Here is a 26,358-nt window from a genome sequence, read left to right as displayed (position 1 = left end):
GGTGCGGCGGTGCGACCCTCCGGTGCCACTCCACCCCTTTTCAGGTTGCACCTCTTATGGCTAACTGGGTGCAACCTGGAGCCTCGATATGGGAACGACCATTGGAATTAAGGTTGACGATGCACTGCGCGCCCGGCTGCGGGCGGCCGCTGCGCGCCATGGCCGCACCCCGCACTGGCTGGTCAAGCAGGCGCTCGTCACCATGCTCGACACACTGGACGCGACCCCCGGCGACCTCCCCGCCGGCGCGGATTTGACCCTGTCCGAGATCATCGGATGCGCGCAGGATAGCCGGCCCTTTCTCCCCTTCGCGCAGGCCGTGCGGCCCGAAGGCATATTGCGCGCCCGCATCACCGCCGCCTATCGCGCCCCGGAGGAAGAGTGCCTGCCCCGGCTGATCGCGGATGCCACCTTGTCGCCCGCGCAGGCGAATGCGGTGGCCGAACAGGCAAAGCAGCTCGTTCTCGCCTTGCGCGCCAAGGCCGGCAAGGGCGCCGTCGAAGCGCTGATTCATGAATACGACCTCTCCAGCCAGGAGGGCGTCGCCTTGCTCTGCCTCGCGGAAGCCTTGCTGCGCATTCCCGACCGGCCGACCCGCGACGCCCTGATCCGCGACAAGATCGGCCGGGGCGACTGGTTGGCCCATCTCGGCCACAGCCGCTCTCTGTTCGTGAACGCCGCCACCTGGGGGCTTCTCGTCACCGGCCGGCTCACCGGCACCAGCAGCGAGGCGGGCTTGGCCTCCGCGCTCACCCGGCTGGTGGCGCGGGGCGGAGAACCTTTGATCCGCGCCGCCGTCGACCTGACCATGCGCATGATGGGCGAGCAGTTCGTGATCGGCGAAACCATCGCCCAGGCGCTTGCCAACAGCCGTGCGATGGAAGCGAAGGGCTTTCGCCATTCCTACGACATGCTGGGCGAGGCGGCCATGACGGCCGCGGATGCCGCCCGCTACCAGGCCGCTTACGTCCAGGCGATCCATGCCATCGGAAAGGCGGCGGGCCGGCGCGGCATCCATGAGGGGCCGGGCATCTCCATCAAGCTCTCGGCCCTGCACCCGCGCTATTCCCGCGCCCAGCGCGAACGGGTGATGGAAGAGATGCTGCCGCGCGTGCACGAACTCGCGCGGCTCGCCCGCAGCTACGACATCGGCCTCAATATCGATGCCGAGGAGGCCGATCGGCTGGACCTCTCCCTCGATGTGCTGGAAGCCCTGTGCCTCGATCCCGACCTCGCCGGCTGGAACGGCATCGGCTTCGTGGTCCAGGCCTATCAGAAGCGCGCCATGGCGGTGCTGGATTTCATCATCGATCTCGGCCGCCGCAGCGCCCGCCGCATCATGGTGCGGCTGGTCAAGGGGGCCTATTGGGACGCCGAGATCAAGCGCGCGCAAGTGGACGGGCTCGAGGGCTTTCCCGTGTTCACCCGCAAGGTGCACACGGATGTGTCCTATCTCGCCTGCGCTCGCCGCCTGCTCGGAGCGCCGGATTCGGTGTTTCCGCAATTCGCCACCCACAATGCGCAGACGCTTTCGGCAGTGATGGCGCTGGCGGGAGAGAATTTTTACGCCGGCCAATATGAATTCCAATGCCTGCACGGCATGGGCGAGCCGCTCTATGAAGAGGTGGTGGGGCCGCACAAGCTCAATCGCCCCTGCCGCATCTATGCCCCCGTCGGGCCGCACGAAACCCTGCTGGCCTATCTGGTGCGGCGCTTGCTGGAGAACGGCGCCAATTCCTCCTTCGTCCATCGCATCGCGGACGAAAGCTTTCCGGTGGAGGCGCTCGTCGCGGACCCGGTGGCCGAAGCCGCCGCGATCGCGCCGCACGGCGCGCCCAACCCGCGCATCGCCGCGCCGCGGGAGCTGTTCGGGAGCACGCGGCGGAATGCGGCGGGCCTGGATCTCACAAACGAGCAGCGCCTCGGCTCGCTCGCCGCCGCCTTGCTCCAAGGCCAGCAGGCAATGCCGCGCGCCGTGCCCCTGATGGCGGGGGAAGAAAGCGGCCGCGGCGAGCAGCCCGCACGTACGGTGCGCAATCCCGCCGACCTGCGCGAGACGGTGGGCGAGGTGGTGGACGCCGACCCCGCTCTCGCCGCCCGCGCCCTGAATCAGGCGACGACGCTGGGCGTGGTCTGGTCCGCAACCCCGGCGGCGGATCGGGCCCGCTGCCTGCGCGCGGCCGCCGATCTTCTCGAGGCGCGCATGCCGGCCCTGCTCGGCCTGATCGTGCGGGAGGCGGGAAAGTCTCTGCCCAACGCGATTGGCGAGGTGCGCGAGGCGGTGGATTTCCTGCGCTATTACGCCAGCGAGGCGGCGCATTTCGACGCCGACAGCCACCGCCCGCTGGGGCCGGTGGTGTGCATCAGCCCGTGGAACTTCCCGCTCGCGATCTTCACCGGCCAAGTTGCCGCCGCGCTCGCCGCCGGCAATCCCGTGATCGCCAAGCCCGCCGAGGAAACCCCGCTGATCGCCGCCGAGGCGGTGAAAATCCTTCACGAGGCCGGCGTTCCGCCCGCTGCGCTATTGCTGTTGCCCGGCGACGGGCGCGTCGGCGCAGCGCTCGTGGCGGATGCTCGCACGTGCGGCGTTCTGTTCACCGGCTCCACCGAAGTGGCGCGCCAGATCCGCGCGCAGCTTGCCGCCCGCCTCGGCCCGGATGGCTGGCCGGTGCCGCTGGTCGCGGAAACCGGCGGACAGAATGCGCTGGTGGTGGATTCCTCCGCTCTGCCGGAACAGGTGGTGGCGGACGCGCTCGTTTCGGCCTTCGATTCCGCCGGCCAGCGGTGCTCCGCGCTTCGCCTGTTGTGCCTCCAGGAGGAAACCGCCGACCGCGTGCTCGCCATGCTGCGCGGCGCACTGGCGGAATGGCGTGTCGGCGACCCGGCCTTGCTGTCCACGGACATGGGTCCGCTCATCTCTGCCGAGGCGCGCAGCGGCATCGCCGCGCATGTCGAGGCCATGCGGGGGCGGGGCTTCAAGATCGAGCAGGCGCCACTGCCCGATGCCTGCCGGCATGGCATCTTCCTGCCGCCGACGCTGATCGAGATTGGCGAGGTGGGCGACCTCGCCCGCGAGGTGTTTGGTCCTGTATTGCATGTGCTGCGCTATCAGCGGGACGAGCGCGACGCCCTGATCGACGCCATCAATGCCACCGGCTACGGCCTCACCTTCGGCCTGCACACCCGGATCGACGAGACCATCGCGCAGGTGGACGCGCGGATTTCCGCCGGCAACCTCTACATCAACCGCAATCTCATCGGCGCGGTGGTGGGCGTGCAGCCGTTCGGCGGGCACGGTCTCTCGGGCACCGGGCCGAAGGCTGGCGGCCCGCTGTATCTGCGGCGCCTGCTGGGGCAATGTCCGCCGCTGGAGCCCCTTGCCCCGGCACCTGCGGACGCGGCCGCGCGTGCCTGGATCGCGCATCTTACGGCGCGCGGGCTCGACGCCCACGCTGCGCGCTGCGCCGGCCTTGCGAACCAGGGGTTCGCCGGAGCGGAATGCGAAATGGCGGGGCCGGTCGGCGAGCGCAATCTCTATTCCTGGCACCCGCGCGGGACGGTGCTGCTGGTGCCGGCCACCGCTCTTGGCCTTTCGGTGCAGATGGCGACCGCGCTTGCCGCCGGAAACCGCGCGCTGGTCGATGCCCCGGCCGCGCTCAAGGCCGGTCTCGCCGATCTGCCGCGTGACGTAAAGGCACGCGTCCGGTTGGTCGACGATCGCGCCACGGCGCTGTTCGACGCGGTTCTGTTCGAGGGAGAAAGCGACCGCCTTCTCGCGCTGGAACAGGAGATGGCGCAGCGCGAAGGCCCCCTCGTCGCCGTGCACGGCCTCTCCCCCGGCGCGCTCGCCGCGGGGGCCACCTATCCCGTGGAATGGCTGCTGCACGAGCGCACCACCAGCACCAATACGGCGGCGGCCGGCGGCAATGCGACGCTCCTGGCCCTGGGTTGAGGCGTTCAGCCCACGGCCTTCACCACCTGCAGTGCGGCGATGAGGTCCTCAAGCGCGGCACCCACCGACTTGAACACCGTGATGTCGTCGTCCTGCACGCGGCCGGGCGCGCGGCCGGCGCACAGGTCGAACAAATCGCCCTTCAGCAGTTCCGCGGACCAGGCGCCCGAAGCCATGGGGAAGCGCAGGTCGCCCGCCTCGGCCAGCGCTCCGGCGCGCGTATCCACATAAACCGCACTCGCCGCGATCAGGGCATCGTCGCTTTCGCGCATGGCGGGCGTGAAGGCGCCGACCAGATCCACATGGGTGCCAAGCCGCACATCCGCCCCGCGCACGATCGCTTGCGTGGAAGTCGTGGCGCAGGAGACGATGTCCGCCTGCGCCAGCGCGCCCTTCAGGTCGGAGACCGTGTGCGCGTCCAGCCCCTGCCCTTTCAGGCGGTCGGCGACGCAGCGCGCCTTCTCCGGCGCGCGCCCCCACACCAGGATGCGCTCGATGGGCCGCACCGCCGCATGGGCGGCGGCGAGATAGCCCGCGAGATGGCCGGTGCCCACCAGCAGAAGCGTGCGGCTGTCTCGCCGCGACAGGAAGGAGGATGCGAGGGCGGAAGCCGCCGCTGTCCGGCGGTTGGTGAGCGCGTCACCATCCAGGATCGCGCGCGGCGCACCGGTTTCCCCGTCGAACAACGTATAGATCGAATTCACCGCGCCGAGGCCGCGTGCGCTGTTGCCGGGCACGACCGTCACCATCTTCACGCCCATGGCGACGCCGCGTTCCCAGGCCGGCATGGTGAGCAGATGGGCACTCGCCTCCTCGGTGCCGACCTCGAACGCCTGGCGCACCGGTGCCTCCACCTTCTGGACTGCGAAGGCGGCGCGCAGGGCTTCGATGAGCGAGGGATAATCGAGGGCTGCGTGGATCTGCGCGGCGCTGAAGACCTTGGGCATGCGAATCGGCTCCGGGGCATTTTTTTTGAGCAAAGCGGGTACCGGTTCACGTGAAGAAAATGCGATGAAACCGCAACCGGGATGTTTCCGCAGGCACGCGACCCCTTGAAACTGCCGCGCGCCGCGTGCCTCCCAGCATGCCACCAAACCTGCCCTGCCCGTTACGCGCCCGGCGCGGCGATGCCGGGGCGGGCACAGCACCAGAGCGAGCCGGTTCCCAGATGGCGGACGACTATTTCGACGTGGTGATCGTGGGCGGCGCGGCCAACGGCAGCTCCATCGCCTATCACGTGGCGGCGAACCCGGATTTTACCGGCCGCGTGCTCGTGCTGGAACAGGATCCGAGCTACCAGGCCTGCGCCTCGGCGCGCTCGGCCGCCTCGATCCGCCAGCAATATTCCTCCGCCATCAATGTCGCGATCTCGCTCTATGGCATCGCCTTCCTGCGCCAGATCGGAACCCGGCTCGCTGTCGATGGGGATGTCCCCGACATCGCATTGCGCGAGGGCGGCTATCTCTTCCTCGCCAGCGAGGCCGGCGCCGACGATCTGGCAGGCGCCCATGCAATGCAAACCGGCCTTGGCGCCAACGTCGCGCTCCTTTCGCCGGACGATCTGGCCGCACGCTTTCCCTGGCTGAATATCGAGGGGATCGCGCGCGGCAGCCTGGGGCTTTCGGGCGAAGGCTGGTTCGATGGCTACGGCCTGATGCAGGCCTTCCGCCGCAAGGCGCGCAGCCTCGGGGTGGAATATCGCGCGGCCAAAGCGGCCCGCCTGGAGCGCATCGGCGACCGGATCGCCGCGGTTATGCTGGCGGACGGCACGCGCATCGCCTGCGGATGGGCGGTGAACGCGGCGGGTGCGGGCGGCGCCGATCTCGCGCGCAGCGCCGGCATCGATCTCCCGGTGGCGAACAAGAAGCGCATGATCTTCACCTTCACCTGCCCGGATGCGGTGCCGGATTGCCCGCTGCTGATCGACCCGAGCGGGGTTTATGTGCGCCCCGAGGGACAGGGCTTCCTCTGCGGCACCGCTCCGGCGCCGCAGGATGATCCCGACAGCGAAGATTTCGAGGTGGACCACGCGCTGTTCGAGGATGTGATCTGGCCGGCGCTGGCGCGGCGCGTTCCCGCCTTTGAGCGGCTGCGTCCCGGCCGCGCCTGGGCCGGGCATTACGACATGAACCTGTTCGACCAGAATGCGATTCTCGGGGCGGCGCCGGGCTGCGCCAACCTGCTGCTGGCCAATGGCTTCAGCGGCCACGGCCTGCAACAATCCCCGGCGGTCGGCCGGGGATTGAGCGAACTGATCGTGCATGCGCGTTATGTGACGCTGGACCTGTCACCGCTCGGCTATGAGCGCATCACCCGCAACGCGCCCCTGGTGGAGCGCAAGGTGGTGTGAGTCGGCACCCGGCCTCACACCGGTCTCCGTTCAGCCCTCGTAATGGTCGGCGACGAGCTGGTTCAGCAGCCGCACGCCCCAGCCCGAAGCCCAGCTCTTGTTGATGTCGCTGGCCGGCGAGGACATGGCCGTGCCGGCGACATCCAGATGCGCCCAAGGGGTCTTGTCCACATAGCGCTTGAGGAATTGCGCCGCCGTGATCGAGCCGCCGTTGCGGCCGCCGGTATTCTTCATGTCGGCGAAGCGGCTGTCGATCTGCTTGTCGTATTCCGGGCCGAGGGGCATGCGCCACACGCGCTCGCCGGTCTCCATTCCGGCGGCCGAAAGGCGCTGGGCCAGTTCGTCGTCATTGGAGAACAGGCCGGCATATTCCTGCCCGAGCGCCACCAGGATGGCGCCGGTGAGGGTGGCGAGGTCCACCATGAAGCGCGGCTTGAAGCGCTCCTTCGTGTACCAGAGCACATCGGCCAGGACGAGCCGGCCCTCGGCATCGGTATTGATGATCTCGATGGTCTGCCCGGACATGGAGGTGACGATGTCGCCGGGGCGCTGGGCCGCGCCATCGGGCATGTTCTCGACGCAGCCGATGACGCCGACCGCATTCACCTTGGCCTTGCGGGCCGCCAGCGCATACATGAGCCCGGTGACGCAGGCGGCGCCTCCCATGTCGCCCTTCATGTCCTCCATGCCGGCGGCGGGCTTGATGGAGATGCCGCCGGTGTCGAAGGTCACGCCCTTGCCGATGAAGGCCACCGGCTGGGTGTTCGCGTCCCCGCCGTTCCAGCGCATCACCACGACGCGGCTTTCCTTGATGGACCCCTGGCCGACGCCGAGCAGCGCGCCCATGCCCAACTGCGCGAGTTCCGCGTCGCCCAGCACCTCCACATCCACGCCGACCGAGGTCAGCTCCTGCGCGCGGCGGGCAAATTCCGGGGGATCGAGCACGTTGGACGGCTCGTTGACGAGGTTGCGCGCCAGGACCACGCCATCGGCCAGCGCTTCGCCAGCGGCCCAGGCGCGGCGCGTGCCCGCCTCGTCGGCCACCAGGAAGGTCAATGTCAGCGCGACCGGTTCGGCCTCGCCTTCCTTGCGCTTGGTCTTGTAGCGGTCGAACACATAGCTGCGCAGCCGTGCGCCCAGCGCCATCTCCGCCACAAAGGCCGGGCTCACCTTCAGGCCGGGCAGGTCGACGAGGATCGTCGCCTCGCGCGCGCCGCCGGGAATCTTGCCGAACGCCACGCCGCCGAGCTTGAGAAAATCGGCCGCCTTCAGATCCGCGCCCTTGCCGACGCCCAGGATCACAAGGCGCGGCGCATCGAGGTTCGCGGGCGCGATCAGGTCCAGCGCGGACGAGAGGCGGCCCTTGAATTGATCCGCGCTGATCGCCCGCTTCACTCCGTCGAGACCGGACTTGAGCTGCTTCTGCGCTTCGCGTCCGAACGTGAGCGTGTCGTCGGTCAGGACGATGAGGACACCTTTCGGGGCGGCGCCATGCTTGGCGAAACGGATGGTGACGGGCTCGGCCATGGATACTCCGGGAGGTACAGCCTGCGTGGGCGCAACGGGCGATGAGCTATTCACATCTCTCTAGCCCCATCGTGCACCGGCGACAAATGCCGCAGGCGCAGGTCACCGGTCACGCCGGGCGCACGCGGATGTCCCGGTCACCGCGCCCCCCTTGGGCGCAGCGCGCAGCTTGCGCCCCAGCGGTCATCGCCAGGCTCAGCGCGCCACAGAAGGCGCCGAGCGCTGCGGATCAGGCCGGATGCTGGAAGGCCAGCAGTTTGCGCGTGGGGAAATCGTAATATTTCCCCGTCTCCTCGCAGCTCGGCAGGCACAGGGAGAGCAGCGCCTCGGCCGCCTCCTCGGGCGCCGGAAGGGTCTGCGGGTCCTCGCCGGGGAACGCCTTCGCCCGCATGCGGGTGCGAATCGGGCCGGGATTGAAGAGATTGACCTTGAGATTGCCGCTGACGCTTTCCGCGGCCCAGGTGCGGCCGAGCACGTCCAGCGCCGCCTTGGTCACCGCATAGGGACCCCAATAGGCCCGCGCCTTATGGGCGGCCCCGGAAGACACCAGCACCGCGCGGCCGGCGGTGGAGAGCTTCAGCAGGGGATCGAGCGAGCGCACGAAACGGTAGTTGGCGGTGAGGTTCACGCTCAGCGCCTGATCCCAATCCTTCGGATCCACGTGGCCGAGCGGCGTCACCGGGCCGAGAATGCCGGCATTGCCGACGAATACGTCGAGATGGCCCCAGCGCTGGTAGATGGCGCCGCCCAGGCGGTCGATGGCGTCGTAATCGGTGACGTCCATGGGCACCAGGGTGGCAGAACCGCCCGCGGCCTTGATGGTGTCGTCCACTTCCTCGAGCGCGCCCTCGGTGCGGCCGACGGCGATCACATGGGCTCCCGCCTTCGCCAGGGCGAGCGCGGTGGCCGCGCCGATGCCGCGCGTGGCGCCGGTGACGAGGGCGATCCTGTCGGCAAGCGGCCGGTCGGTCATGGCAGGGTCTCTGTCAGAGCGGAAGAAGGGGCGCGACAATCCCGCCATGCGGGCAAAAGCGCAAGGGCGGGAGGCGCGATCTTCGGGAAATCATCCACCGCAGGCGCGGCGATCCGCAGGCCAGGGACGGCCCCGCACCTCCGCCGCCCCCGTCCGGGCGCGGCGGAGAGATGGCTCAGCTGGCTTCCGCGAGCAGCGACAATTGCTGTGCGCCGACGGCGCCGGACTTGTCCGTGAGCAAGGTCGGGTAATCGCCGGTGAAGCAATGATCGGTGAATTGCGGACGCACCGGGTCGCGGCCGTCATAGCCCATGGCGCGATAGACGCCGTCCACCGACAGGAAGGCCAGCGAATCCGCGCCGATATAGCGCCGCATGCCTTCCAGGTCGTGGGTGGCGGCGAGCAGCTTGTCGCGGTCCGGGGTATCGATGCCGTAATAATCAGGATGGGTGATGGGGGGCGAGGCGATGCGGAAATGCACCTCGCTGGCGCCGGCATCGCGCATCATCTGCACGATCTTCACGGAGGTGGTGCCGCGCACGAGGCTGTCGTCCACCAGCACGATTCGCTTGCCCGCGACCACCGAGCGGTTCGCCGAATGCTTCATGCGCACGCCCTGGTCGCGCACGGTCTGGGTGGGCTGGATGAAGGTGCGGCCCACATAATGATTGCGGATGATGCCGAGCTCATACGGCACGCCGGACACCTGGGAATAGCCGATGGCCGCCGGCACGCCGGAATCCGGCACCGGCACGATCACGTCGGCGGGCAAATGGCTTTCCTGCGCCAGGACCTGGCCCATGGTCTTGCGCACCTGGTAGACCGAGCGCCCGCCCACCACCGAATCCGGCCGGGCGAAATAGATGTACTCGAAGATGCAGGGCCGCGCCGGCATGGAAGGGAACGGCTTGAACGAGGTGATGCCGTCCTCGTCGATCACCACCACTTCGCCATTCTCGATGTCGCGCACATAGCGCGCGCCGATGATGTCGAGGGCGCAAGTCTCGGAGGCGAGGATGGGCGAATTGTCCAGCATGCCCAGAACCAGCGGGCGGATGCCGAGGGGGTCGCGCGCGCCGATCAGCTTCTTGTTGGTGACGGCGACCAGCGAATAGGCGCCTTCCAGGAAGTGCAGCGCGTCGATGAAGCGATCGACGAAGCGCGCCTTCTTCGAGCGCGCCACCAGATGCAGGATCACTTCGGTATCGGTGGTGGACTGGGTGATGGCCCCGTCCCGCACCAATTGCTTGCGCAGCGTAAGCCCGTTGGTGAGATTGCCGTTGTGGCCGACGGCGAAGCCGCCGGCGTCCAGCTCGGCGAACAGCGGCTGCACGTTGCGCAGCAGGGTTTCGCCGGTGGTGGAATAGCGCACGTGGCCGACTGCGATATGGCCCGGCAGGCGCTCGATCACGCGGGCATCGGAAAAGGTATCGCCGACGAGGCCGAGGCGGCGCTCGGAATGGAAGCGGCGGCCGTCATAGGTGACGATGCCGGCGGCTTCCTGCCCGCGATGCTGGAGCGCATGGAGGCCGATGGCCGTGATGGCGGCGGCGTCCGGATGATTGAAGACGCCGAAAACCCCGCACTCCTCGCGCAGGCGGTCGCCGTTCAGATCTTCGTCCAGGTTCATCTGGCCCGTCTCCCGTGCGACCCCACCATGCGCAAAGCCATCCCGCGCCCAAGGGGCGTCGGGAGCGTGGGACTCCTCGCTCTCCATGTCCATCTTTACCTCCGCTCGACGCGGCTCACTGGCCGGTGCCGCGCGCGCTCTCAAGCAGTTGCTCGAACCCTTGCCGCTCGCCGCGGCGGTATCCGGTTTCGCCAGCCGCCGCTCCGGCGACCGTCGCAACTGTCATCGTGGTGCCCCCACGTTCCGTACGCGGGCCGGGCGGGATTGCGGGCGCATCGCCCTCATCTGTCGCCGGAGACCGCTTCAGTCTCTTAAGAATGGTATTCTCCGGATCGTCCGGCAACAGGGACATAAGCCAATCCCCGGTGTTTTGCAGCACCGGACGGGATTTTGCGTTCAAAACCCACGGCGGCTGGCTCTTGTCCGGAACCAGCCAGTTGAAGAACAGAAACGCCACAACCATCACCAGCAGGCCGCGGGCAAGGCCGAAGGCGAAGCCCAAGGTGCGGTCCAGCGCGCCGATCCGGCTGTCCAGGACAGCATCGGAAATGCGGGCGCTGATAATGGAAACGATCAGCAGTGTTCCGAGGAACAGGATTCCGACGGTCACGGCCAGCGCCACCGTGTCCTGCGACACGTATTGCTTGGTGATCGGAAGCAATTGAGGATAGAAAAACAACGTCACGCCGGCCGCAGCCAGCCAAGACACGATGCTGAAGACTTCGCGCAGAAAACCGCGAACCATGGCCAGAAGGCCGGAAAGCAGCATCACCGAAATAACGATGAGATCGAGCAGCGTCACGGGCATGGGCGCGGCGGGTCCTTCGTGCGGCGCCCGAAGGCGTGCTGCGGAACACTGCGTGTCATAAATCCGCAGCGTGGCTCGGACGTATAGCTTCAAGTGCCCGCCGCGTCATCACCCCTCTTTCGGTAACGCTGCCCTGCGTGGCGCGCGGGCCGCGATCCCCGCCACGAGGGACGCAAGGGAAGCGACCCCCTCAATGGAGATGGCGCCGTCCATGCCTTCGGCCGCTCCGCTCGGCATGACGGCCCGCGCAAAGCCGAGTTTTGCCGCCTCCTTCAGCCGCGCCGCCGCCTGGGAGACCGGGCGCACGGCCCCGGTCAGGCTCACTTCGCCGAAATAGACCGCGTCCGCCGGCAGCGGCGCCCCGGTGAGCGAGGAGACGAGCGCCCCCGCCACCGCCAGATCTGCCGCAGGCTCGCCGATGCGCAGGCCGCCCGCCACGTTCAAATATACGTCATGGCCGCCCAGCCGCACGCCGCAGCGCGCGTCCAGCACCGCCAGCACCATGGCGAGGCGATTGGAATCCCAGCCGACCACCGCCCGGCGCGGCGTGCCGAGGGTGGAGGGCGCCACCAGCGCCTGGATTTCCACCAGCACCGGCCGCGTGCCCTCCATGCCGGCGAACACCGCCGTGCCCGGCGCCCCGGCATCGCGATGCGACAGGAACAGCTCGGAGGGGTTGGCGACCTCCGACAATCCCTTGCCGGTCATCTCGAACACGCCGATCTCGTCGGTGGGGCCGAAGCGATTCTTCTGCGCCCGCAGGATGCGGAACTGGTGGCCGCCGTCGCCCTCGAAGGAGAACACCGCATCCACCATGTGCTCCACCACCCGCGGGCCGGCGATCTGCCCGTCCTTGGTGACATGGCCCACCAGAATCACCGCCGCGCCGGTCTGCTTGGCGTAGCGCACCATCAATTGGGCCGAGGTGCGCACCTGGGTGACGGTGCCCGGCGCCGATTCCACCGAATCGCTCCACATGGTCTGGATCGAATCGATCACCACGAACTGCACCGGCGGCCCGGCGGAGAGGGTCGCGATGATATTTTCCGCGTTCGTCTCCGCGGCGAGTCCCACAGGCGCATCCGCCAGATCGAGCCGTCCCGCGCGCATGCGCACCTGGTCGACAGCCTCCTCGCCCGAGACATAGACGATGCGATGCCCCGCCCGCCCGAGGGCCGCGGAGGCCTGGATCAGCAGGGTGGACTTGCCGATGCCGGGATCACCCCCCAGGAGCACGATGGAGCCAGGCACGAAGCCGCCGCCGGCCACCCGGTCCAGTTCGCCGATGCCCGAGATCAGGCGCGGTGCCGCCTTGCCCTGGCCCTGGAGACTTTCCAGCGCCACCGCCCGCCCCTTGCGCCCGGACCGCTGGGCCGCAGGGACGGAGGCGACGACGTTCGCCTCTTCGGAAATGGTGTTCCACGCCCCGCAGGCCTCGCACTTGCCCTGCCAGCGGTTATAGACCGCCCCGCAGGACTGGCAGACGAAGGTGGGGCTGTTCTTGGCCATGGGTCGGGGAGGCTCCGGACGCGCGCAAGGCGCGACTCACCCGTGCAGTCTAGCCGCCCACATAGACGCGGTGATAGCGCGGCCCGAGCGCGGTGAGCACCTCATAGCCGATGGTGCCGCCATGGGCGGCGAGTTCATCGATGCCGATGCCGTCGCCGAGCAGCACCGCGGGATCGCCACGCCGGGCCTTCTCGTGGGGCACGTCGGTGACGTCCACCGCCGTGAGATCCATGGAAATGCGGCCGACCAGCGGACACCGCAGGCCGCCGACGATGGCATCCGCGCCCCGCCGTGCATCGCTGCCGCCGAACGCACGCAAGAAGCCGTCGGCATAACCGAGCGAGAGAATGGCAATCCGGCTGTCGCGTTGCAGGCGCTGGGCCGCGCCATAGCCCACCGTCGTGCCGGCGGGCGCCTCGCGCACCTGAATGATCGGCACTTCCAGCCGCACCACGCTGCGCAGCGGCGCCCCGCCGGAAATCGGCGCGCCGCCATAGAGCGCGATGCCGGGCCGCACCATGTCGAAATACATGTCCGGCCCGCCCAGCGTGCCGGCGGAATTGGCGAGCGAGGCCGGAATGCCGGGAAATGCCGCCGCCACTTTCGCGAACAAATGGTGCTGCGCCTGTGTCAGCGGATGATGCGCCGTGTCCGCGCAGGCAAGATGCGTCATGATCAGGGACGGGCGAAAGGAAGGGCCACCCTCGTTGGCGATGGTCAGGGCTTCCTCGGTGCTGAGACCGAGCCGATTCATGCCGGTATCCACATGTAGGGCAGCCGGCTGGCTCACCCCCATGGCCCGGCTGTGAATGGACCATTCGGCGATTTCCTGCCGGCTGCCCAGGACCGGGCGCAGATCAGCGGCAGCATAGGCATGCGCCGTATCGGGCAGCAGGCCGCCCAGCACATAGATGGTGGCCTCGGGGAGCAGCGCCCGCAGCGCCTCGCCTTCCTGCACCAGGGCGACGAAGAAGATGCGCGCGCCTGCCCTCCACAGCGCCGCCGCCACCTGCGCGAGGCCGAGGCCATAAGCATCCGCCTTCACCACCGCCGCACATTCCGCCGGCGCCACGCGCGCAGCGAGGGTGCGCCAATTATCGGCCAGGGCGCGCAGATCGACGGTGAGGACGGCGCGGGACAAGGGGGACGACGGGGCGGGCGCGGGCTGCATCGAAACGCTTTCCCTGGAAGCGGCGGGATTCGCTGTCCTGTCTATACCTTACCCGTGACGCCCCGGCAGCGTCGGGCGCGGGGCAGATCCGCGCGGCACGCCAACCTTCCCCGATCAATGGCGATCCGGCAGGCGATCTTCGCGGGCAAGGTTCGAGAAGCGCGTGAATTGCGGCTCGAAATGCACCTTCACCGTGCCCGTGGGGCCGTGACGCTGCTTGCCGATGATGACTTCCGCCACCCCCTCGGCCGCCTTCATGTCCGCTTCCCACTTGAACCATTCCTCGGTTCCGGGCTTGGGCTCGCGGCTCTTGAGATAATATTCCTCGCGATAGACGAACATCACCACGTCGGCGTCCTGCTCGATGGAGCCGGATTCACGCAGGTCCGCGAGTTGCGGGCGCTTGTCGTCGCGCGCTTCCACCTGGCGGGAGAGCTGCGAGAGCGCCATGATCGGCACTTGCAGTTCCTTCGCCAGGGCCTTCAGTCCGGTGGTGATCTCGGTGACTTCCTGCACGCGGTTCTGCGACGAGCTTTTCGACGAGCCGGACAGCAATTGCAGATAATCCACCACCATGAAGTCCAGCCCCCGCTGGCGCTTCAGGCGCCGTGCCCGGGCCACCAGCTGGGCGATCGAGATGCCGCCGGTATCGTCGATATAGAGCGGCACCACCTGCATGGTCTGGGCGGCGGCGGCGAGCTTGGAAAACTCGCTCTCGGAAATGTCGCCGCGGCGGATCTTGTAGGAGGCGATCTCCGCCTGCTCGGCGAGGATACGGGTCGCCAATTGCTCGGCCGACATTTCCAGCGAGAAGAAGCCGACGATGCCGCCGCTCTGGGTCTCGATGGAGCCGTCGGCCCGTTGCTCGCCGCGATAGGCGGCGGCGATGTTGAAGGCGATATTGGTCGCGAGCGCGGTCTTGCCCATGGCGGGTCGGCCGGCGAGAATCACGAGGTCCGAGGGCTGGAGCCCGCCCATCTGCTGGTCGAGGTCGTCGAGCCCCGAGGCGATGCCGGAGAGATGGCCCTCGCGCTGGAACGCGCGGCTCGCCATGTCCACAGCTTCCCGCAGCGCCTCGCCGAAGCGCTGGAAGCCGCCGTCATAGCGCCCGCTCTCGGCGATGGCGTAGAGGCGCTTTTCCGCCTCCTCGATCTGGTCCTGCGGGGTCGCCTCCACCGGCGCGTCATAGGCGTCGTTGACGATTTCCTCGCCGATGCGGATCAGCTCGCGCCGCACCGACAGGTCATAGATGGCGCGGCCGTAATCCTCGGCATTGATGACCGTGGTCGCCTCGGCGGCGAGACGGGCGAGATAATGCGGGCCGGACAGGCCCGCGACATCGAGGTCGGCGGGCAGGAAGGTCTTGAGCGTCACCGGCGTCGCCACCTTGCCGGCGCGCACCAGGGCGCCCGCAAGCTCGAAGATGCGGCCGTGGATGGGCTCGAAGAAATGCTCGGGCTTGAGGAAGTCCGACACCCGGTAGAAGGCGTCGTTATTGACCAGGATGGCGCCCAGAAGGGATTGCTCGGCCTCCACATTGTGGGGCGCCTGGCGATAGGAGGGGTCGAGATCCCCCTTCTGGTCGGACAGGTCGAGCATGATGCGGGTCCAGCTTGCGGGAACGGGCTCTTATTTAGCAGAACCCGCGGCCCCAGCGGACACCCTTGCATTCTTCGCCGGCGAGGAATTTTCCCTGTGCATGACTCCTGGGCATTCTGGGGATAACCCGGCCGAAGCTCTCGTCCCGGCGGGCCTGCGAATCCCGCCGGGAGGAGAGACGACACGCGCGGCCCCGAGGCTGTGCCTACTCGCCGGCGAGGCGCAACGGCGGAGCGCTGCGTTGCTCCATCGTCCGCAATTTGCGTTCCGCCTCCGCGATATAATCGCGCGTCAGCGGCACCGCCTCCTGCCTGCGGGCGAGCTGGATCTGGAACACCATCAGGCCCTGGTGGCGAAACGCCATTTCCGACCCGGCGAGGTAGAATTCCCACATGCGCAGGAATCGCTCGTCGGTGAGGCGCAGCACCTCCTCCCGCCGGGCGAGGAAACGCGCGCGCCATGCCTTCAGCGTGTCGGCATAATGCAGGCGCAGGATCTCGATGTCGGTGACCACCAGTCCCGCCCGCTCGATATGGGGGGTCACCTCCGAGAGCGAGGGCATGTAGCCGCCCGGGAAGATGTATTTGGCAATCCAGGGATTGGTGAAACCCGGAGGATCGAACCGGCCGATGGCGTGCAGCAGCATCACCCCGTCCGGCGCCAGCAATTGGCGCACCTTGCGGAAAAATTCGCCGTAATGATCGACGCCCACATGCTCGAACATGCCGACCGAGACGATCCGGTCGAACGGGCCGGGCACGTCGCGATAATCCTGGAGCGCGAACGAGACCTGATTCTCCAGCCCCTTTTCCCGTGCGCGGGACTGGGCGACGCCCAATTGCTCCGTGGAGAGCGTGACACCGCTCACCCGCGCCTTGGCGATTTCCGCCAGATAGAGGCCGAGACCACCCCATCCGCTGCCGATATCCAGAACGCTGAGATTTGGCGCGTCGAGCACCAGCTTGGCCGCAATATGCCGCTTCTTGGCCAGCTGGGCATCGTCGAGCCGCTCGCCGGGATGCTCGAAATAGGCGCAGGAATATTGCTTGTCCGCGTCGAGGAACAAGGAATAGAGCCGCCCGTCGAGATCATAGTGATGGGCCACGTTGCGCCGCGCACGGCCGCGCGGATTGAACTGGTCCAATCGCCGGAGCACGCGCCGCGCCACATAAAGCAGGCGCGAGGTGAGCGTCGGCTGGAGCACGTCCTGCGACATCACCAGTTCCAGCAGATCGGCGATCGATCCCCGCTCGATGACCAGATCGCCGTTGGTGTAGATTTCACCGAGCTGCATTTCCGGGTCGAGCAACAGCATGACCTGTGCCCGCCTGCTGGCAAAGCGCACATGAATAGCGGGCGTGTCCGGTCCCGCCGTAAAGGTTCGGCCGGACGCCGTCGTGACTTGCAGACCGCCGTGCTTCACGACACGACGCAGAACAGATTCAAGCAACCGATCCACTGGGCCGCCTCCATCCTAAGATGACCGCCTGGGTTGCCCCTCCTCTTGGTTTCTGCCCCCCGCCACCAAGGCACACACATGTGACGCGATAGTGCGGGGCGCCGGCGCATGACTTAACGGAAGCGGGATTCGGCCCGATCCGCAGTCATGCTGTCCTTGCAGGCTCTTTCGGCCGACAGACGCCGTGTAAATCTGAACACCACCGGACCGTTACGGCAATACCAAAATTGGCCAAAAACAAGAAAACGCCCGGCCAGGGGCCGGGCGTTTCCAAAGCGCGAGACAAATAGAAGAGATTCAACTCACTCGGCGTCGTCGAGTTCCGCCGCCGCTTCTTCGGCTTCGGCCTCGGCGAGGGTGGCGTCGCGCTCGGCGGCGGCTTCCGCCTCGGCTTCTTCATCCTCGTCGCGGCGGGTGCGGACATCCTCGCCGCGCGCCACGCGCTCGGCTTCCTCGACGCTGCGCGCGATGTTCGCGGTCACGGAGACCTCGACCTCGGGGTGCAGGCGCACGGGGATCGTGTGCATGCCGATGGTCTTGATGGGATGGTTCAGTTCGATCTGCTGACGATCGACGGTGAAGCCGGCCTTCACCAGGGCCTCGGCGAGGTCGCGCGTGGAGACCGAGCCGTAGAGCTGGCCGCTCTCGCCCGCCTGGCGCAGGATCACGACGCTCTGGCCGTTCAGCTTCTCGGCGACGCCCTCGGCCTCCTTGCGGAGCTCCAGATTGCGGGTTTCCAGCTGAACCTTCATCTGTTCGAACTTGGCCTTGTTCGCCTTGGTGGCGCGCAGGGCCTTGTTGTTGGGCAGCAGGAAGTTGCGGCCGTAGCCGTCACGCACCTTCACCACTTCGCCCATCTGGCCGAGCTTGGCCACGCGCTCCAAAAGAATGACTTCCATTTTTGTGTCTCCTGTTTCGATGTTTCGGGGATCGGGGAATTTCTGTCAGCGGTCGTTGGCGGCCGGCGGTCTCCCGCCGGGAGCCGATCGCGCCCGCAGATCGAACATGGCGTCCACCACGCCAAGCAGAGCCACCACCAGAACCGGCCAGCCCAACGCCAGGGTGCCCAGCCAGACGGCAGTGAGGATGAGAATTCGCGAGCCGCGCCCGCGCGTGAGGAAATGCAGCACCGCAAAGCCGGCGACCGCATAGGCCGTCACCAACGTCGCCGCGACCACGGAGGCCGACAGGCCCACCATGCCCGGCACCACGGAAGCGGCAATGATCAGCGCGAGCACAAGCGAGGTGGAAGCCGGCAGGCGGGTCGCCGCCAGATCGGGCCAGGGGCGCGCGAGCCGGCCCGACACCAGCGCCGCCCGCCCGGCGAGATACAGGCAGCAGAGCTGGGTGACCATGGCGAGCGCCCCCGCCATGGGCGGCAGGATGTTCGCGATCAATTCGCCCATGCGCGCGGTTTCCGCGCTCGCCGGGCCGGTCTGCCCCTGCACCTGGATGAAGGTCTCGAATGCCGCCGCCACCGCCGTGCGATAGGTCTCGAAATCGCCGGTCACCGACAGGACGGCGGTGATGACGCTGAAGCTGGAGAGCGCGGCGCTGGTCAGCACCAGTCCGCCGATTGAAAACCAGATCAGCTTGGTGGGATTGACCGCATCGCTGCGCGCCATCAGCGCACCATAGGACAGCGCCCAGGCCGGACCGCCGATGCCGACGAGATAGGCGATGAGAAAGGAGGAATTGAAATAAAGTCCGAGGACGATGCTCGCGGCAGCCACGCCGGCAAGCGCCGACACGTGCGAGAAGGCGAGCCCCGCGATCATGATGGGCAAGGGTGCCAGGTAGAAGAACGGAACGGCCCAGATGCCCCCGGTCGCGATACCCGCTACGAGAAGCGCCGACGCCGCTCCCGCGGCGAGGCCGATCATCAGAAACTGTGCCATCAGCGCGCTGTCCCGCGAAAAGCGGTTAGAGGCAGGTCATCGCCCACCCCAGCCAAACCCGGAGGCCGAAGCCCCGGTACTCATCTTCAAAGGAGAGGCGCCCGCTCCTTCGAGCGGGCGCCTCGATCGATCAGCGGATCACGAACGGCAGCAGGCCGAGGAAGCGCGAACGCTTGATGGCGGCCGACAGCTCGCGCTGCTTCTTGGCGGACACCGCAGTGATGCGGCTCGGCACGATCTTCCCGCGCTCGGAAATGTAGCGCTGGAGGAGACGCACGTCCTTGTAGTCGATCTTCGGCGCGTTGGGGCCGGAGAACGGGCAGGTCTTGCGACGACGGAAGAACGGACGGCGCTGACCGCCGCCGGCGCCACCAGCTTGAGCGAATGCCATCAGATTGCCTCCTCGCCAGCGGTCTCTTCACGGTCGCGCGGACGGCGCGGACGGTCCTCGCGGTCACGACCGCCGAAGCCGCCGCCACCACCGAAGCCGCGATCGCCGCCGAAGCCACGCTCGCCACGATCACGATCGTCGCGGTCGCGCTTCTGGAGCATGGCCGAGGGGCCTTCCTCGTGCTCTTCCACACGCAGGGTGAGGAAGCGCAGGACGTCCTCATCGATGCGCATCTGGCGCTCCATCTCCTGAACCGCCGCCGGGGTGGCGTCGATGTTCATGAGGGTGAAGTGCGCCTTGCGGTTCTTGTTGATGCGATAGGTGAGCGTCTTCACGCCCCAGGCCTCGGTCTTGGTGACCTGGCCGCCGTTCGCTTCGATCACGCCCTTAAATCGGGCGGCGAGTTCCTCGACCTGTTGCGCCGTAACGTCTTGGCGCGCGAGGAACACATGCTCATAGAGCGCCATGTGTCCTAATGCCTTTCCTGTTGCTCCATCGCCCGGCGCCAAGCCCTTTCGAACCTTTGGAAAGGCTCGTTTGCTCGGAAGGCGGGGACACGGGACGACGGACCTTGTGGCCCTGCCACCCGGGTTTCAACTCGCGCTGAAGCAACAGATGGCCGTCCGTTCAGCCCCCGGCCGGGGCAACGGAAGCGGTGCGTATAGCAGATTTTTCGCCGATGGCAAGAATGGACACCCCCCGCCCTGCTTGACTCCCCTTGCGTCCCGGTGTCTCTGCCCTCCCCAAAATTAAGCGGAGGGATACCCCTTGACCACAGCCTTTATTTTCCCCGGCCAGGGCAGCCAAGCCGTCGGCATGGGCAAGGCGCTCGCGGAGAATTTCGCGGTCGCAAAGGCCGTGTTCGACGAGGTGGACGGCGCGCTCGGCGAAGCGCTCTCCCGCACCATGTGGGATGGCCCGATCGAGGACCTCACCCTCACCGCCAACGCCCAGCCGGCCTTGATGGCGGTGTCGCTCGCCGCCATGCGCGTGCTGGAGACGGAAGCCGGCCTCGATCTTTCCCGCGATGCGTCCTTCGTCGCCGGCCATTCTCTGGGCGAATATTCGGCGCTTGCCGCGGCAGGCGCGCTCTCCATCACTGACGCCGCGCGCCTGCTGCGCATTCGCGGACGCGCCATGCAGGACGCCGTGCCGGTGGGCCAGGGCGCCATGGCGGCGATTCTCGGTCTCGATTTCGCGCAGGCCAGCGCCGTCGCTGAAGAGGCGGCCGGCGCCGACGTGTGCGAAGCGGCCAACGACAATGCCAACGGCCAGGTGGTTCTGTCCGGCTCCACGGCGGCGGTCGAGCGGGCCATGGAGATCGCCAAGGCGAAGGGCGCCTCCCGGGCGATCCTCCTGCCCGTGTCCGCCCCCTTCCATTGCCGCCTCATGCAGCCGGCGGCCGACGCCATGCGGGCCGCGCTCGCCGCCAGCGCGGTGAAGGCGCCGGTGGTGCCTGTCGTGTCCAACGTGCGGGCCGCCCCGGTCAGCGACCCGGCGGAAATCGTCGCCTTGCTGGTGCAACAGGTGACGGGCACGGTCCGCTGGCGCGAAAGCGTGCTGTTCATGGCGGGCGCCGGCGTCACGGCGACGGTCGAGGTGGGAGCCGGCAAGGTTCTGTCCGGCCTGTCCCGCCGCATCGCCAAGGAAATTTCCGTGTCCGCCGTCGGCACGCCGGAAGACGTGGCCGCCTTCATCGCCGCCCGCCGGACACCGGCGGCCTGAGCCGCGCCCTTCTCCCCTCTTCTTTCCCTTCAGGAGCCTCCATGTTCGATCTCAGCGGCAAGACCGCCCTCGTCACCGGCGCCACGGGCGGCATTGGCGGCGCCATCGCCAAGGCGCTCCACGCCCAGGGCGCGACCGTCGCGATTTCCGGCACCCGCCGCGAGGTCCTGGACACCTTTGCCGCCGAGCTGGGAGAGCGCGTCCATGTGCTGCCCTGCAATCTCGGCGTCACAGAGGACGTGGAGAAGTTGATTCCCGACGCCGAGGCGGCGCTCGGCCAGCTCGACATCCTCGTGAACAATGCCGGCATCACCCGCGACAATATCTTCATGCGCCTGAAGGATGAGGACTGGGATCAGGTGATCGCGGTGAATCTCACCGCCACCTTCCGCCTGTCGCGCGCGGCGGTGCGCTCCATGATGCGCCGCCGTTCGGGCCGCATCATCTCCATCACCTCGGTGGTGGGCGTGACCGGAAATGCCGGCCAGGGCAATTATGCCGCAGCGAAGGCGGGCATGATCGGCATGTCCAAATCGCTGGCGCAGGAAGTCGCCAGCCGCGGCGTGACGGTGAATTGCGTCGCCCCGGGCTTCATCGCCACCGCCATGACCGACGTGCTGAACGAGAAGCAGCGCGAGGGCATTCTCAAGGCGGTGCCGGCGGCCCGGCTCGGTTCGCCGGAAGATATCGCCAGCGCGTGCGTTTATCTGGCTTCGGACGAAGCCGGCTATGTCACGGGTCAGACGCTGCACGTGAACGGCGGCATGGCGATGATCTGACGAGGGTGCGGGATCCAACCGGCGCAGCGGGCTTTGCTGGCATAGGCGCAGGAAGTATGATACCGACCCGCACCGTCCTGTCCCGGCCTTGGAAATCCAGCTCCGGACCGGGATAAAAACGCGCATCCGGTGCGTCTTTGGGTTCAGGACCCGCCGGAATGAGCATGGGGGCTGGGCACGGCGGAAGAAAGGCATTATGCCCTCTCACAGCCGCCGTACGGCATAGAGACAATTTTTCAGATAATGAGGGTGCATCGATGAGTGACATCGCCGAGCGGGTGAAGAAGATCGTCGCGGAGCATCTGGGCGTGGAGCCCGAGAAGGTCACGGAAAACGCCAGCTTCATCGACGACCTCGGCGCCGACAGCCTCGACACCGTCGAGCTCGTCATGGCCTTCGAGGAAGCTTTCAACACCGAGATCCCGGACGACGCGGCTGAGACCATCCTGACGGTGGGCGACGCGATCAAGTTCCTGGAGAAGAACGCGGCCTGAGCCGTGTCAGCGACGGCGACGGTCGCATCCGTCATGATGAAGTCCCGGATGGCGGCCGTCGCATTTCTAGTTCCGGAGTTCCCCTCATGAGACGTGTTGTCGTCACCGGCCTCGGCATGGTGACGCCGCTCGGCTGCGGCGTCGAGCCAAGCTGGCGGCGACTGATTGCGGGCCAGAGCGGCGCAAAGTTCGTCGAGCGCTTCGACGTATCGGACCTTGCCTGCAAGATCGCGTGCATGATCCCCCGCGGGGACGGCACCGACGGCACCTTCAATCCCGACGATTGGATGGAGCCCAAGGAGCAGCGCAAGGTGGACGAGTTCATCGTCTTCGCCATGGCCGCGGCCAAGCAGGCGCTGGACGATGCCGACTGGCACCCGACCTCCTACGAGGACCAGGTGACGACCGGCGTGCTCATCGGCTCCGGCATCGGCGGCATCGAGGGGATTTCAGAAGCCGCGCACATCCTCAAGGAACGCGGCCCGCGGCGGATCTCGCCCTTCTTCATTCCGGGGCGCCTCATCAATCTCGCTGGCGGCTACGTCTCCATCGCCCACGGGCTGAAGGGACCGAACCACGCGGTCGTCACTGCCTGCTCGACCGGCGCTCACGCCATCGGCGATGCCGGACGGCTGATCGCCCTCGGTGATGCCGACGTGATGGTGGCCGGCGGCACCGAATCGACCGTGAACCGCCTCTCGCTCGCCGGCTTCGCCGCCTGCAAGGCGCTGTGCACCAGCTTCAACGACGCCCCGGAAAAGGGATCCCGGCCTTACGACCGCGACCGCGACGGCTTCGTCATGGGCGAGGGCGCCGGCATCGTGGTGCTGGAAGAATACGAACACGCCAAGGCGCGCGGCGCGAAGATCTATGCCGAGCTCATCGGCTATGGCCTCTCCGGCGATGCCTATCACATCACCGCCCCCTCGCCGGACGGCGACGGCGCCTTCCGCTGCATGACCGCCGCCCTGAAGCGTGCGGGCATCCCGGCCTCCGAGCTGGATTATATCAACGCCCACGGCACTTCGACCATGGCGGACGAAATCGAGCTGGGCGCGGTGCAGCGGCTGCTGGGCAATGCGGCGGCGAAGACCTCCATGTCCTCCACCAAATCCTCCATCGGGCACCTGCTCGGCGCGGCGGGGGCGGTGGAAGCCATCTTCTCCGTGCTGGCCATTCGCGACCAGATCGCTCCGGCGACGCTCAATCTCGACAATCCCTCGGTGGACACTCCCATCGATCTCGTGCCCCACACGGCGCGGCCGCGGGAAATCAACACCGTCCTGTCCAATTCCTTCGGATTCGGCGGCACCAATGCCTCGGTGGTGTTCCGCCGCGCCGAGGCCTGAGCACGCGATTTTTGCGGCCCGTTCACCTTGCGGGCCGCGAATGCCGCCGGTTGCCGGCGGCGATACGCCTTATCGCCATATTTGACGTTAGCCTGCGCGCCATTGGCCTTTGCCGCGCGATAGGTATCATGCACCTCTTCGCATGAACCTGCGCGCGGGCCGGCTTTCCAGTCCGGGCCGTGCGGTGCGCGGAATTCCTTGGGCGCAGCGAACGCGATGGGAGACCCCTGAATGGCGACGTCCGAGCCTCCGGCGCACGAAGGCCGCCCCAACCCCGGCTCCCGCCAGGAACCGGTGCTGGGCACGCCGTCGGCTGCGCCGGGCGAGACCCGCGCCGCGCCCGTGGTCAGCCCCGTTGCGCCGGGCGATGCCGCCGCCCCGGCGCCGGAGCCGAGAATCGATCCGGACTCCACGGCGGGCCCGAGATCTGCGGCTCCGGACGTTAAGGCGCCGGACAGCCGCATGATCGAAGAGGCCACTCCGGTTGCAGCGCCGGCTCCGGCCGCGTCCGCAGCGCCCGAGACTGGCGATCCCGTGACGGCCGTGCCCGAGACGATGGAATCGCCGAAAGCAAAGCCCGCCAAGCCCCCTCGCGAGACCCGGGGCCAGGCCAAGGCTCGCAAGCGCGCGGAACGGCTCGCCCGCGACCCACGCGCCGCGGCAAAGGCGGCCGAGAAGAAGCGCCCGTCCCACGGAGCCCGCCACCCGGCCGTGGTGATCGGCAGCGCCATTTTTACGATCCTGCTGTTCCTCACGGTCGGCGGCGGGCTCGTGGCCTGGTACGGGCAATTGAAATATGCCGCGCCGGGGCCGCTGCCGGCGGAGAAGAACGTCTTCATTCCCCGTGGCCAAGGCTCGCGCGACATCGCCGATCTGCTGGAGCGCCAGGGGGTCATCGACAATTGGCTGCTGTTCATGGTGGCGCAGCAGCTGGCCCATCGCGGCCAGCCGCTTCAGGCGGGCGAATATATCTTCAAGCCCGGCGTCTCCCTGGAAAAGGTGCTCGACGCGCTCGCCGACGGGCGCGTGATCCAGCATCAGATCACCATCCCGGAGGGCCTCACCACCCAGCAGATCGTCGCCCGCCTGATGGACAGCGATTTGCTCACCGGCACACCGCGCATGCCGCAGGAAGGCACGCTGCTTCCCGAAACCTACAACATCGTCCGCGGCACCAGCCGCGACGAGGTGCTCAAGCGCATGGCGAGCGACCAGCAGAAGCTGGTCCGCGACCTGTGGGCCAAGCGCGCCCCCGATCTGCCGCTGAAGACGCCCCAGGAAATGGTCGTGCTGGCCTCGATCGTCGAGAAGGAAACCGGCAAGCCCGACGAGCGGCCGAAGGTCGCTGCGGTCTTCATCAACCGCCTCGCCCGCAAGATGCGGCTGCAATCCGATCCGACCATCATCTACGGCATCGCCGGCGGCAAGGGCGCCTTGGGGCGGCCGATCTCGCGCGCCGATATCGTGAACGCGACGCCCTACAACACCTATGCCATCGACGGCCTACCGCCCGGCCCGATCGGCAATCCGGGACGCGATTCGCTGGCCGCCGTCGCGAATCCCGCCAAGACCAAGGATCTCTATTTCGTCGCCGACGGCACGGGCGGCCACGTCTTCGCCGAGACGCTCGACCAGCACAATCGCAATGTCGCCCGCTGGCGCGAGATCGAGGCCGAAGCCCGCACCAAGGCACAGAGCAACGTTCCCACCAGCAATACCGGCGTCGGCACCGGCGATCCCGCTCCCGCCGCGCCCGCCGCCCCGCGCGCCCCTTCCAACTGAACGGGCCGGCGGGTGCCGGCCTTGCGAGGCTCTTGATGTCCCCTGCGGGTTCCACCCCTTCCGCGCGCTCGGCCCTGGCGAGCATGACCGGCTTTGCCCGCATCCAGGGCTCAACGGCCGACTGGCGCTGGGCCTGGGAGGTACGCTCGGTGAATGCGAAGGGGCTCGACCTGCGGCTGCGCGTTCCCGCCGGGTTCGAGGCCCTCGATGCGGCCGCCCGCGCTGCGGCCTCCCGCGTCCTGGCGCGCGGCTCGGTCTCCGCCACCCTGACCCTTGCCCGCGAGGGCGAGAGCATCGCCGTGGCCGTCAACCAGCCGGCCCTTGAAGCGCTGATCGTCGCCGCTCGCGCCGCCGCCGCGCGCTTTGGCATCGCTCCGCCGACCCTCGATGCGCTGCTGGCGGTGAAGGGCATCGTGGAAGTGGTTGAGGCCGAGCTGACCGCGCAGGACCTGGAGGTGGTCTCCGCCGCCGCCCTCGCCGGCTTCGAGGCCGCCCTCGATGCGCTGATCGCGATGCGCCATGTCGAGGGCGCCGCGCTGAGAACCGTGCTGCTGGAGCGGCTGGACGCCATCGCGGCCCTGGTGGCCCAGGCCGAAGCCCGGCCTGAGCGCGGCGCCGAGGCCATCAAGGCCCGTTTGCGCGACCAGGTGCGCGCGCTGCTGGAGACGGGCACGCCGCTCGATCCCGAGCGCCTGCATCAGGAGGCCGCCCTGCTCGCCACCAAGGCCGACATCCGCGAGGAGCTGGATCGGCTGACGGCCCATCTTGCCGCCGCGCGGGACCTGCTCATTCAAGGCGGCCCCGTGGGGCGGCGGCTGGACTTCCTGTCCCAGGAGTTCAACCGCGAGAGCAATACGCTCTGCTCGAAGTCCAATGCGGTCGCCCTCACCCAGATCGGGCTTGACCTGAAGCTGCTTGTGGATCAGTTCCGCGAGCAGATCGCGAACATCGAGTGAGGCCGC

At 67.8% G+C, this 26,358-nt stretch carries 21 protein-coding genes; 8 read left to right on the top strand and 13 right to left on the bottom strand.

Going from position 1 to position 26,358, the window contains the following annotated elements:
• The first annotated feature begins 88 nt into the window (after positions 1-88).
• Entirely contained in the window at positions 89-3,952 is a 3,864-nt protein-coding gene (putA, locus tag V5F84_RS06445; RefSeq protein ID WP_394042258.1) for a trifunctional transcriptional regulator/proline dehydrogenase/L-glutamate gamma-semialdehyde dehydrogenase, read from the top strand.
• Between the two features lie 5 nt (positions 3,953-3,957).
• Here the strand turns inward: putA and lhpI are convergent, their stop codons facing one another.
• A complete protein-coding gene (gene lhpI / locus V5F84_RS06440; protein WP_394042259.1) occupies positions 3,958-4,899 on the bottom strand; it encodes a bifunctional Delta(1)-pyrroline-2-carboxylate/Delta(1)-piperideine-2-carboxylate reductase in 942 nt (313 codons plus the stop codon).
• A gap of 221 nt (positions 4,900-5,120) precedes the next feature.
• Between lhpI and V5F84_RS06435 the strand changes: the two genes are divergently transcribed.
• Entirely contained in the window at positions 5,121-6,302 is a 1,182-nt protein-coding gene (locus V5F84_RS06435; RefSeq protein ID WP_394042260.1) for an NAD(P)/FAD-dependent oxidoreductase, read from the top strand.
• A gap of 30 nt (positions 6,303-6,332) precedes the next feature.
• Here V5F84_RS06435 and V5F84_RS06430 read toward each other — a convergent pair whose 3' ends face one another.
• The 12 genes from V5F84_RS06430 to rpsF form a co-directional block, all read right to left on the bottom strand.
• On the bottom strand, positions 6,333-7,829 hold the full coding sequence (locus V5F84_RS06430) for a leucyl aminopeptidase (RefSeq protein WP_394042261.1): 1,497 nt from the start codon (positions 7,827-7,829) through the stop codon (positions 6,333-6,335).
• Between the two features lie 229 nt (positions 7,830-8,058).
• Positions 8,059-8,802, bottom strand: coding sequence for an SDR family NAD(P)-dependent oxidoreductase (locus V5F84_RS06425; protein ID WP_394042262.1), 744 nt, complete (start codon positions 8,800-8,802; stop codon positions 8,059-8,061).
• A gap of 175 nt (positions 8,803-8,977) precedes the next feature.
• Positions 8,978-10,432 carry an amidophosphoribosyltransferase gene (gene purF / locus V5F84_RS06420; RefSeq protein ID WP_394042263.1) on the bottom strand — a complete coding sequence of 485 codons (1,455 nt, stop codon included), beginning with the start codon at positions 10,430-10,432 and terminating at the stop codon, positions 8,978-8,980.
• A gap of 115 nt (positions 10,433-10,547) precedes the next feature.
• A complete protein-coding gene (locus V5F84_RS06415; protein ID WP_394042264.1) occupies positions 10,548-11,240 on the bottom strand; it encodes a CvpA family protein in 693 nt (230 codons plus the stop codon).
• Between the two features lie 108 nt (positions 11,241-11,348).
• Positions 11,349-12,749: a DNA repair protein RadA gene (gene radA / locus V5F84_RS06410; RefSeq protein ID WP_394042265.1), complete on the bottom strand. Its 1,401-nt coding sequence runs from the start codon at positions 12,747-12,749 to the stop codon at positions 11,349-11,351.
• A 49-nt stretch (positions 12,750-12,798) separates the two neighbouring features.
• Positions 12,799-13,920: an alanine racemase gene (gene alr, locus V5F84_RS06405; RefSeq protein ID WP_394042266.1), complete on the bottom strand. Its 1,122-nt coding sequence runs from the start codon at positions 13,918-13,920 to the stop codon at positions 12,799-12,801.
• Positions 13,921-14,034: 114 nt separating this feature from the next.
• Positions 14,035-15,519, bottom strand: a complete 1,485-nt coding sequence (locus tag V5F84_RS06400) for a replicative DNA helicase (RefSeq protein WP_394014171.1) — start codon at positions 15,517-15,519, stop codon at positions 14,035-14,037.
• A 205-nt stretch (positions 15,520-15,724) separates the two neighbouring features.
• On the bottom strand, positions 15,725-16,978 hold the full coding sequence (locus V5F84_RS06395; protein WP_394042267.1) for a cyclopropane fatty acid synthase: 1,254 nt from the start codon (positions 16,976-16,978) through the stop codon (positions 15,725-15,727).
• A 302-nt stretch (positions 16,979-17,280) separates the two neighbouring features.
• Positions 17,281-17,877 carry a 50S ribosomal protein L9 gene (rplI, locus tag V5F84_RS06390; RefSeq protein ID WP_394042268.1) on the bottom strand — a complete coding sequence of 199 codons (597 nt, stop codon included), beginning with the start codon at positions 17,875-17,877 and terminating at the stop codon, positions 17,281-17,283.
• Positions 17,878-17,922: 45 nt separating this feature from the next.
• Positions 17,923-18,876 carry a DUF2232 domain-containing protein gene (locus V5F84_RS06385; RefSeq protein WP_394042269.1) on the bottom strand — a complete coding sequence of 318 codons (954 nt, stop codon included), beginning with the start codon at positions 18,874-18,876 and terminating at the stop codon, positions 17,923-17,925.
• A gap of 130 nt (positions 18,877-19,006) precedes the next feature.
• On the bottom strand, positions 19,007-19,267 hold the full coding sequence (rpsR, locus tag V5F84_RS06380) for a 30S ribosomal protein S18 (RefSeq protein ID WP_348844281.1): 261 nt from the start codon (positions 19,265-19,267) through the stop codon (positions 19,007-19,009).
• Entirely contained in the window at positions 19,267-19,734 is a 468-nt protein-coding gene (gene rpsF, locus V5F84_RS06375; RefSeq protein ID WP_348844280.1) for a 30S ribosomal protein S6, read from the bottom strand. The genes rpsR and rpsF overlap by 1 nt, the downstream gene beginning before the upstream one ends.
• A 301-nt stretch (positions 19,735-20,035) precedes the next feature.
• On the opposite strand from rpsF, the gene fabD reads away from it, so the two are divergent.
• The 6 genes from fabD (at position 20,036) to V5F84_RS06345 (ending at position 26,352) form a co-directional block, all read left to right on the top strand.
• Entirely contained in the window at positions 20,036-20,992 is a 957-nt protein-coding gene (gene fabD / locus V5F84_RS06370; RefSeq protein ID WP_394042270.1) for an ACP S-malonyltransferase, read from the top strand.
• A 41-nt stretch (positions 20,993-21,033) separates the two neighbouring features.
• Positions 21,034-21,771 carry a 3-oxoacyl-[acyl-carrier-protein] reductase gene (gene fabG, locus V5F84_RS06365; RefSeq protein ID WP_394042271.1) on the top strand — a complete coding sequence of 246 codons (738 nt, stop codon included), beginning with the start codon at positions 21,034-21,036 and terminating at the stop codon, positions 21,769-21,771.
• A gap of 257 nt (positions 21,772-22,028) precedes the next feature.
• On the top strand, positions 22,029-22,265 hold the full coding sequence (locus tag V5F84_RS06360) for an acyl carrier protein (RefSeq protein ID WP_029003376.1): 237 nt from the start codon (positions 22,029-22,031) through the stop codon (positions 22,263-22,265).
• Between the two features lie 86 nt (positions 22,266-22,351).
• Positions 22,352-23,614 (top strand): beta-ketoacyl-ACP synthase II, encoded by a 1,263-nt coding sequence (fabF, locus tag V5F84_RS06355; RefSeq protein ID WP_394042272.1) that lies wholly within the window; start codon positions 22,352-22,354, stop codon positions 23,612-23,614.
• A gap of 231 nt (positions 23,615-23,845) precedes the next feature.
• Positions 23,846-25,396 (top strand): endolytic transglycosylase MltG, encoded by a 1,551-nt coding sequence (gene mltG / locus V5F84_RS06350; protein ID WP_394042273.1) that lies wholly within the window; start codon positions 23,846-23,848, stop codon positions 25,394-25,396.
• A 35-nt stretch (positions 25,397-25,431) separates the two neighbouring features.
• Positions 25,432-26,352, top strand: a complete 921-nt coding sequence (locus V5F84_RS06345; protein WP_394042274.1) for a YicC/YloC family endoribonuclease — start codon at positions 25,432-25,434, stop codon at positions 26,350-26,352.
• The last annotated feature ends 6 nt before the right edge of the window (positions 26,353-26,358 follow it).

This window comes from Roseixanthobacter liquoris (assembly GCF_043195135.2).
Classification (GTDB): Bacteria; Pseudomonadota; Alphaproteobacteria; order Rhizobiales; family Xanthobacteraceae; genus NCEH01.
Note: the sequence above shows the minus strand (reverse complement) of the source record. Positions and strands in the feature narration are given on the sequence as shown.